The following is a 6,616-nucleotide window of genomic DNA, read 5'->3' on the forward strand; positions in this document are numbered from 1 at the left end:
CCGCGCGAGGCGGTTGGCGGCCCCGTCCAGCGCCCCGTATGTCATCACCCGCGCCCCGTGGACGACGGCCGGCGCGTCCGGCGTGCGCCGCGCCCGCGCCGCGATCCCCTCGTGCACGCACCCCGGCGCCCCCCGCGCGCCCGGCGTCCCCCGCCCCGCCTCCAGCAGCCACGACCGCTCCGCTTCCGAGAGGAGCGCGATGGAGCCCAGCGGCGCGTCGCCGGCGCGCACCAGGCCCTCCACGGCGGCGCGCAGGTGCTCCAGCATCCGGCGGACGCCGTCCCCGCCGAAGCGGGCGCGGTCCCAGGTGGCGACCACGCGCAGGGCGCGTCCGGGGAGGACGGCGACGGAGAGCGGATAGTTGGACTGCTCGCGCCCGCCGCGGCTCACCACCCGCAGGGCGCGCGGCGCCTCCAGCAGCTCCTCGAAGGGGTAGTTCTCGTACGCGAACAGGCTCTCGAAGAGGGGCGCCCCGGCGGGTAGCTCGCTCCAGCGCTGCACGCGCGCCAGGGGGGCGTGCTCGTGGTCCCGCGCCTCGGCCTGGCGCTCCTGCAGGGCCCGCAGCCAGGGGAGCACGGCGGCGGCGGGGTCCACCCGCACCCGCACGGGAAGGGTGTTGATGAAGAAGCCCACCATCTCCTCCACCCCCGCGACCTCCGCCGGCCGCCCGGAGACGGCCCCGCCGAACACCACGTCGTCCTCGCCCGCGTAGCGGGACAGGACGAGCGCCCACGCGCCCTGCAGCAGCGTGCTGGCCGTGACCCCGGCGTGCCGCGCGGCGGCCAGGAGTGCGTCCGTGAGCTCCGGGGAGAGGACGGCCTCCGCCCGCCCGTGCCCCGCCGAAGCCGACCCGTCCGCCCGATCCGCCCGATCCGCCCGATCCGCCCGATCCGCCGGAGCCGACGCGTCCGCCCGATCCGCCTCGTCCGCATCCGATGCGTCCGCATCCGACCCGGCCGCACCCGCCCCCTCCGCGGCGGACGGCGGGGCGAGGGAGAGCGGCGTGGGCGCGGCGAACCCCGCCAGGGCCCCGCGCCAGTAGCGTTCCGCCCCCGCGAGGTCCTGCCGCGACAGCCACGCCGCGTAGTCGCGGTACGCCGGCGCGGCGCCCCCGGCCGGCTCGGCGCCGGCGGCGAACGCCTCGTACCCGTCCAGCACCTCGCGAAAGAGGAGGGGCAGGCTCCACCCGTCCAGGAGCACCTGGTGAAAGGTCCACACTGCCTCCCACGCCGCGTCGCCCGTGCGGAACAGGGCCAGCCGCATGAGGGGGGGACGCGACAGGTCGAAGCCCGCCGCGCGGTCCCGCGCCAGGAATGCCTCCAGCCGCGCCCGCCGGCCCGCCGCGTCCAGCCCGCGCAGGTCCTCGCGGTGAACGGGGAGCTCCGCCGCGCGGCGCACCACCTGCACGGGACGGCGCGCAGGCCCCTGCACGAAGCCGGCGCGCAGCACGGCGTGGCGTTGCAGCACGCGGGCCCAGGCGCGCACGAAGGCGTCCTCGTCCAGCGCGCCGTCCAGCCCGAAGGGGTACTGGGCCACGTACACGCCGCTGGCCGGCGCGTACAGCGTCTCGAAGAGGATCCCCTCCTGGGCGGGCGTCAGGGGCAGCACGTCCTCCACGTCGCGCCCGTTGCCCGCCACGGCGTCCACCCCCGCCTGGTCCAGCCCGGCCAGGGGAAAGTCCGAGGGGGTGCACCCCCCCGCCCACGGGGCGCGGCAGTGCTCCACGAGGGCCCGCAGGGCGGCCAGGCAGCCCTCCGCCAGCGCCTGCACCGTCTCGCGCCGGTGCACCGCCCCCCCGTAGCGCCACTCCACCCGCAGCCGCCCGCCCTCCACGGCGGCGTTCACGTCCAGCAGGTGGGCGCGGGGGGCCGCCGGGCTCACCCCCGGGCCGGGCGACTCCGCCGCCAGGGCAAAGAGCGAGGGTCCCGTGACGGAGCCGTCCACCTGGCCCAGGTAGTTGAAGCCCACCTCCGGCGCGGGAAGGGCGGCAAGCCGCGCGCGCACGGCGGGGTCCGGGCTCAGCCAGCGCAGCGCCCCCCAGCCGAGCCCCCGGCCCGGCACCGCGCGCAGCTGCTCCTTGACGGCACGGAGCGCCGCGCCCGGGTCCGCCCCCGCGCCCGCGTCCAGCAGCACCGGGTACGCCGAGGTGAACCAGCCCACGGTGCGGGTCAGGTCCACGCCGTCGAACCGCTCCTCGCGGCCGTGCCCCTCCAGCTCCACCCGCAGCCCCGCCTCCCCCGTCCAGGCGTGGAACGCCTGGGCCAGGGCCGCCAGCAGCGCGTCCTCCACGCCGGCGCGGTAGGCGGCGGGCACCTCCCGCAGCAGGGCCCGCGTCTCCGCCTCGTCCAGGGCCGCGGAGACCGTCTCCGCGCCCCCCTCGGGGTTGGGGCCGGGGCCGTCCACGGGAAGGGGGGGCGGGATGCGCCGCGGCTCGTCCGCCCAGTACGCCAGCTCGCCGTCAAAGCCGCCCGCCGCCGTGTGCGCCGCCAGCCGCCCCGCCCACGCGCCCAGCGACGTGGTGCGGGGGGGCAGCGCGGGCGCGGCGCCCCCCTCCAGCTGCTCGTACGCCGCCTGCAGGTCCTCCACGACAATGCGCCACGAGACGCCGTCCACCACCAGGTGGTGGGCCGCCAGCAGCAGCCGCGGGGGGCGGCCGTTCCCCGGCTCCAGCAGCAGGGCCCGCAGCAGGGGCCCGCGCTCCAGGTCCAGCGCGCGCTGGGCCGCGGCCGAGCGCCGCTCGATCTCGCCCGCCAGCTCCCACGCCGGCACCCACGACAGGTCCACCCGCTCCAGGGGGACGGGCGACGCGTCCGCCGGCGCGTAGCGCTGCGTCCACCCGCCCTCCCCGTCCCGCCCGTAGCGAAGGCGCAGGGCGTCGTGGTGCGCCGCCACCGCCCCCAGGGCCGCCTCCAGCCGGCCGGGGTCCAGGGGGCGGCGCAGCTCCAGCAGGAGCGGCATGTTCCAGTGCGCCCGGTCGGGGACGTCCTGCGCGAAGAACCAGTGCTGGATGGGAAGGAGGGGCGCCGGGCCCGACGGCGCCTCGCCGGCGGGGGAGGCCACCGGGGAAAGCACCTCCGCCACGGCCGCCAGCCGCGCCGGCGTAGGGTTCAGGAACACCTGCCGCGGGCGAAGGGCAAGCCCCGCCCGGCGGGCGCGGGAGGCGACCTGGATGGAGAGGATGGAGTCGCCGCCCAGCTCGAAGAAGTTGTCGTGGATGCCCACCCGCTCCACCCGCAGCACCTCGGCCCACACGCGGGCCAACGTCTCCTCCACGGCGTCGCGGGGCGCCTGGTACGCCGCGTCCCCGCCCAGCCGCCCCTCGTCCGGGTCCGGCAGGGCGCGGCGGTCCGTCTTGCCGTGGGGGGTCAGGGGGAGCGCGTCCACGGCCACGAACACGGAGGGCACCATGTGCGCGGGCAGGCGCCGGCCCAGGTGCTCCCGCAGCGCGTGCAGCGACACGTGCGACGCCGGCCGCGCCTCGTCCACGGGGAGCACCGACACGCCGTCGCCGCGCACCAGCCGCCGGTGCAGGGCGTTGGGCTCGTCCGGCCGCCGGCGCCACGCCGAGACAAAGGCGAACGGCTCCTCGCGTCCGTCCGCGCGAACGAGCACGCCCTCCACGCGGTAGTCGGGGTGCACCCCGTTCTCCGCCAGCGTCACCACGCACCGCCCGCGGAACACGTCGCCCGCGTCCACCCGGATGCCGGGGTAGAAGGCGGGAAAGAACATGGGAAGCCAGCAGCACTCGTGCTCCAGCGAGTCCACGTCCACCGCCTGGTCCATGAACAGCTCGATCCACATCAGGAACCCGTCCACGCGGCCGCCCCGCTCCACCCGCAGCTCCACCTCGCGGGTGTACTCGGGTTCCAGGGGCCCCGTGAACACCAGGTCCTCGAAGACCCCCGCGTCCGTGCGCAGGTGGTCGCGGGGAAAGTTGCGCACGCACAGCTTGAGGTCCGCGCGGTGCCCCTGCGCGTCCAGGATGCGCTCCGCGTAGTGGGCCGCGATGGGCTCGAACGCGGGCTCCGCGTGCAGCGCGGCCGGCAGCTCCACGGCGGCAATGCGGGTCAGGCAGCGCCGCGGCACCTGCACGGCGCCGGGCTTGAGCAGCCGCCACACCGTGTTCAGGATGGCCACGGCCCCCTCGGACCCGCCGATGCACCCGATGAGCTCCGACACGCACACGTCCGCGGGCTCGGGGAGCTCCACCTCCAGGGCGTTTCCCTTGACCAGGACGATGCGGTCCTCCAGCCCCAGCGAGCGGACGAACGCCTGCGCCTGCCGGTACGACTCCTCCTTGGTCTCGATGGCGTAGACCTTTCGCGCCCCCGCCTGCAGGGCCAGCCGCGACAGCACCACCTCGGCGCCCGTGCCCACGTCCACCACCACGCGGTCGCGCGCCACCCGCGACAGCGCCTCCAGGTAGCCGCGGTTGCGCCGGTGGTCCTCGGCCATGGCCTTGTACATCAGGTCGTCGTAGTAGCCGGCCTCGCCGTGCGAGGGCCACCACGACATCCGCACGGGGTGCAGCCCCCCGGGGCCGCGGCGGTACCCGGGCGCGGGGGCCACGTACGCCACCAGCCGCCGCTCGCCCGGCGCGTCCTCGCGCGCCACGACGGCCGCCTGCCCCACGGCGGGGTGCTGGGCCAGGGCCGCCTCCACCTCCGCCGGCTCGATGCGGAACCCCCGCACCTTCACCTGCTCGTCCAGGCGGCCCAGGAACTCCAGGGCGCCGTCCGCCCGCCGCCGCGCGCGGTCGCCCGTGCGGTACAGCCGGGCGCCGGGGCGGGCGGCAAAGGGGTCGGGAACAAAGCGCGCGGCCGTGAGCGCGGGGCGGCCCAGGTATCCGCGGGCCACCCCCTCGCCGCCGATGAACAGCTCCCCGGGCACCCCGTCCGGGGCGGGCTCGCCCCCGCGGTCCAGCACGTGGACGGCCACGTTGGGCAGCGGGTGCCCCACGGGGAGGTTGCCGTGCACGGAGCCGTCCTCGCCCGCCTCCAGCCGCAGCATGGTGGACGACACGGTGGTCTCCGTGAGGCCAAAGACGTGCACCAGGGGCACGCCCGTCCCCGCCCAGTCGCGCAGGCGCTCGGGGAGCATCCGCTCGCCCCCCGCGATCACGAAGCGGACGGACGGGGGCACGGGGGCGCCCCCCTCCGCCAGCAGCCGCGCCCACGCGTGCCAGTAGGCCGTGGGCAGCTCCAGCGCCGTCACCCCCTCCGCGCGCAGGGTCTCCGACAGCGCCGCGGGCGCGTCCAGCAGCTCCGCGGACGGAAAGACAACGGACGCGCCGGCCAGCCAGGCGGGGAACACCTCCTCCACCATCACGTCAAAGCCGGGCGAGGCGAACTGCAGGAAGCGGTCGGAGGCCGCCAGCCCCAGCCGCTCGCGCGCGCCCTCCGCGAAGCACAGCAGCGAGCGGTGTGACACCATCACCCCCTTGGGCCGCCCCGTGGAGCCTGACGTGTAGATGACGTACGCCAAGCTCTCCGGGTCCGCCCCGTCCATCACGTCCATCACGTCTATCATTCCGCCGTCGGAACCGGCGGCGTCCGGCGCGTCGTCCACGCACAGCACGGGGCCGGCGAACGGGGGAAGGCGGTCGCGCAGGGCGGCCTGCGTGACCACCACGGCGGCGCCGCTGTCCTCCAGCAGGAGCCCGATCCGGTCGGCCGGGTAGCCGGGGTCCACGGGGACGAAGGCGCCCCCCGCCCGCAGCACCCCCAGCAGGGCCGCCGCCAGCTCCGTCCCCCGCTCCAGCAGCACCGCCACGCGCGACTCGGGGCCCACCCCGCGGGCCCGCAGGGCGCCGGCCAGCCGCTCCGCCCGGTCCAGCAGGGCGCGGTAGGTCAGGGTGCGGCCCCCGCCCGTGGCCGCGGGCGCGTGGGGCCAGGCGGCGGCCCGGGCGGCGATCACCTCGTGCACGCGCGCGTCGCGGGGAAAGGGCGCCGCGGGCCCCGCCGCGGCCCCCAGCGCGGCGGCGCGCTCGCCGGGGGCCAGGAGCGGCACGTGGCGCAGGAGGCGGCCAGGGTCCGCGGCGAACGCCTCCAGCACCACGGCCAGGTGCCGCAGCAGCCGGTCGGCGTCCTCCGGCTCCAGGCGCGCGCGGTGGGCCGTGCACTCCAGCGCCATCTCGTCGCCCTCGGGCGTGACGACGATGCACAGGGGGTAGTCGTCCACCTCCATCCCCCACGTCTCGTCCACGCCGTAGCGGGCACGGGCCGCGGCGTCCACGGGGTAGTTCTGGAACGAGAGCATGCTCTCGAACAGGGGCTGGCCCCGGGGCACGTCGCTCCACCCCTGCATGCGCACCAGGGGCGCGTGCCCGTGCTCGCGCAGGGCCGCGTCGCGCCGGTGCCGCTCCCGCAGCCACTCCAGCACCGGGGCGTCGCCGGGGACCCGCACCCGCACGGGAAGGGTGGCCACGAACACGCCCACCATCTCCTCCATCCCCTCCAGCTCCGGCGGCCGCCCCGAGACCGAGGTGCCGAAGAGGACCTCCTCCTCGCCCGCGTACCGGGACAGCAGCAGGGCCCACGCGCCCTGCGCCACCGTCCCCGCGGTGATCCCCCCGCGGCGGGCCAGGGCGTGCACCGCGGCCGTGGCGGCGGGAGAC

The 6,616-nt window shown here is 77.4% G+C and carries 1 protein-coding gene; it reads right to left on the minus strand.

Going from position 1 to position 6,616, the window contains the following annotated elements; translation table 11 throughout:
• The coding region (locus tag VFZ20_RS02105; RefSeq protein ID WP_329682162.1) for a non-ribosomal peptide synthetase at window positions 1-6,616 on the minus strand (6,616 nt) is incomplete at both ends.

This window comes from Longimicrobium sp. (assembly GCF_036280135.1).
GTDB lineage: Bacteria > Gemmatimonadota > Gemmatimonadetes > Longimicrobiales > Longimicrobiaceae > Longimicrobium.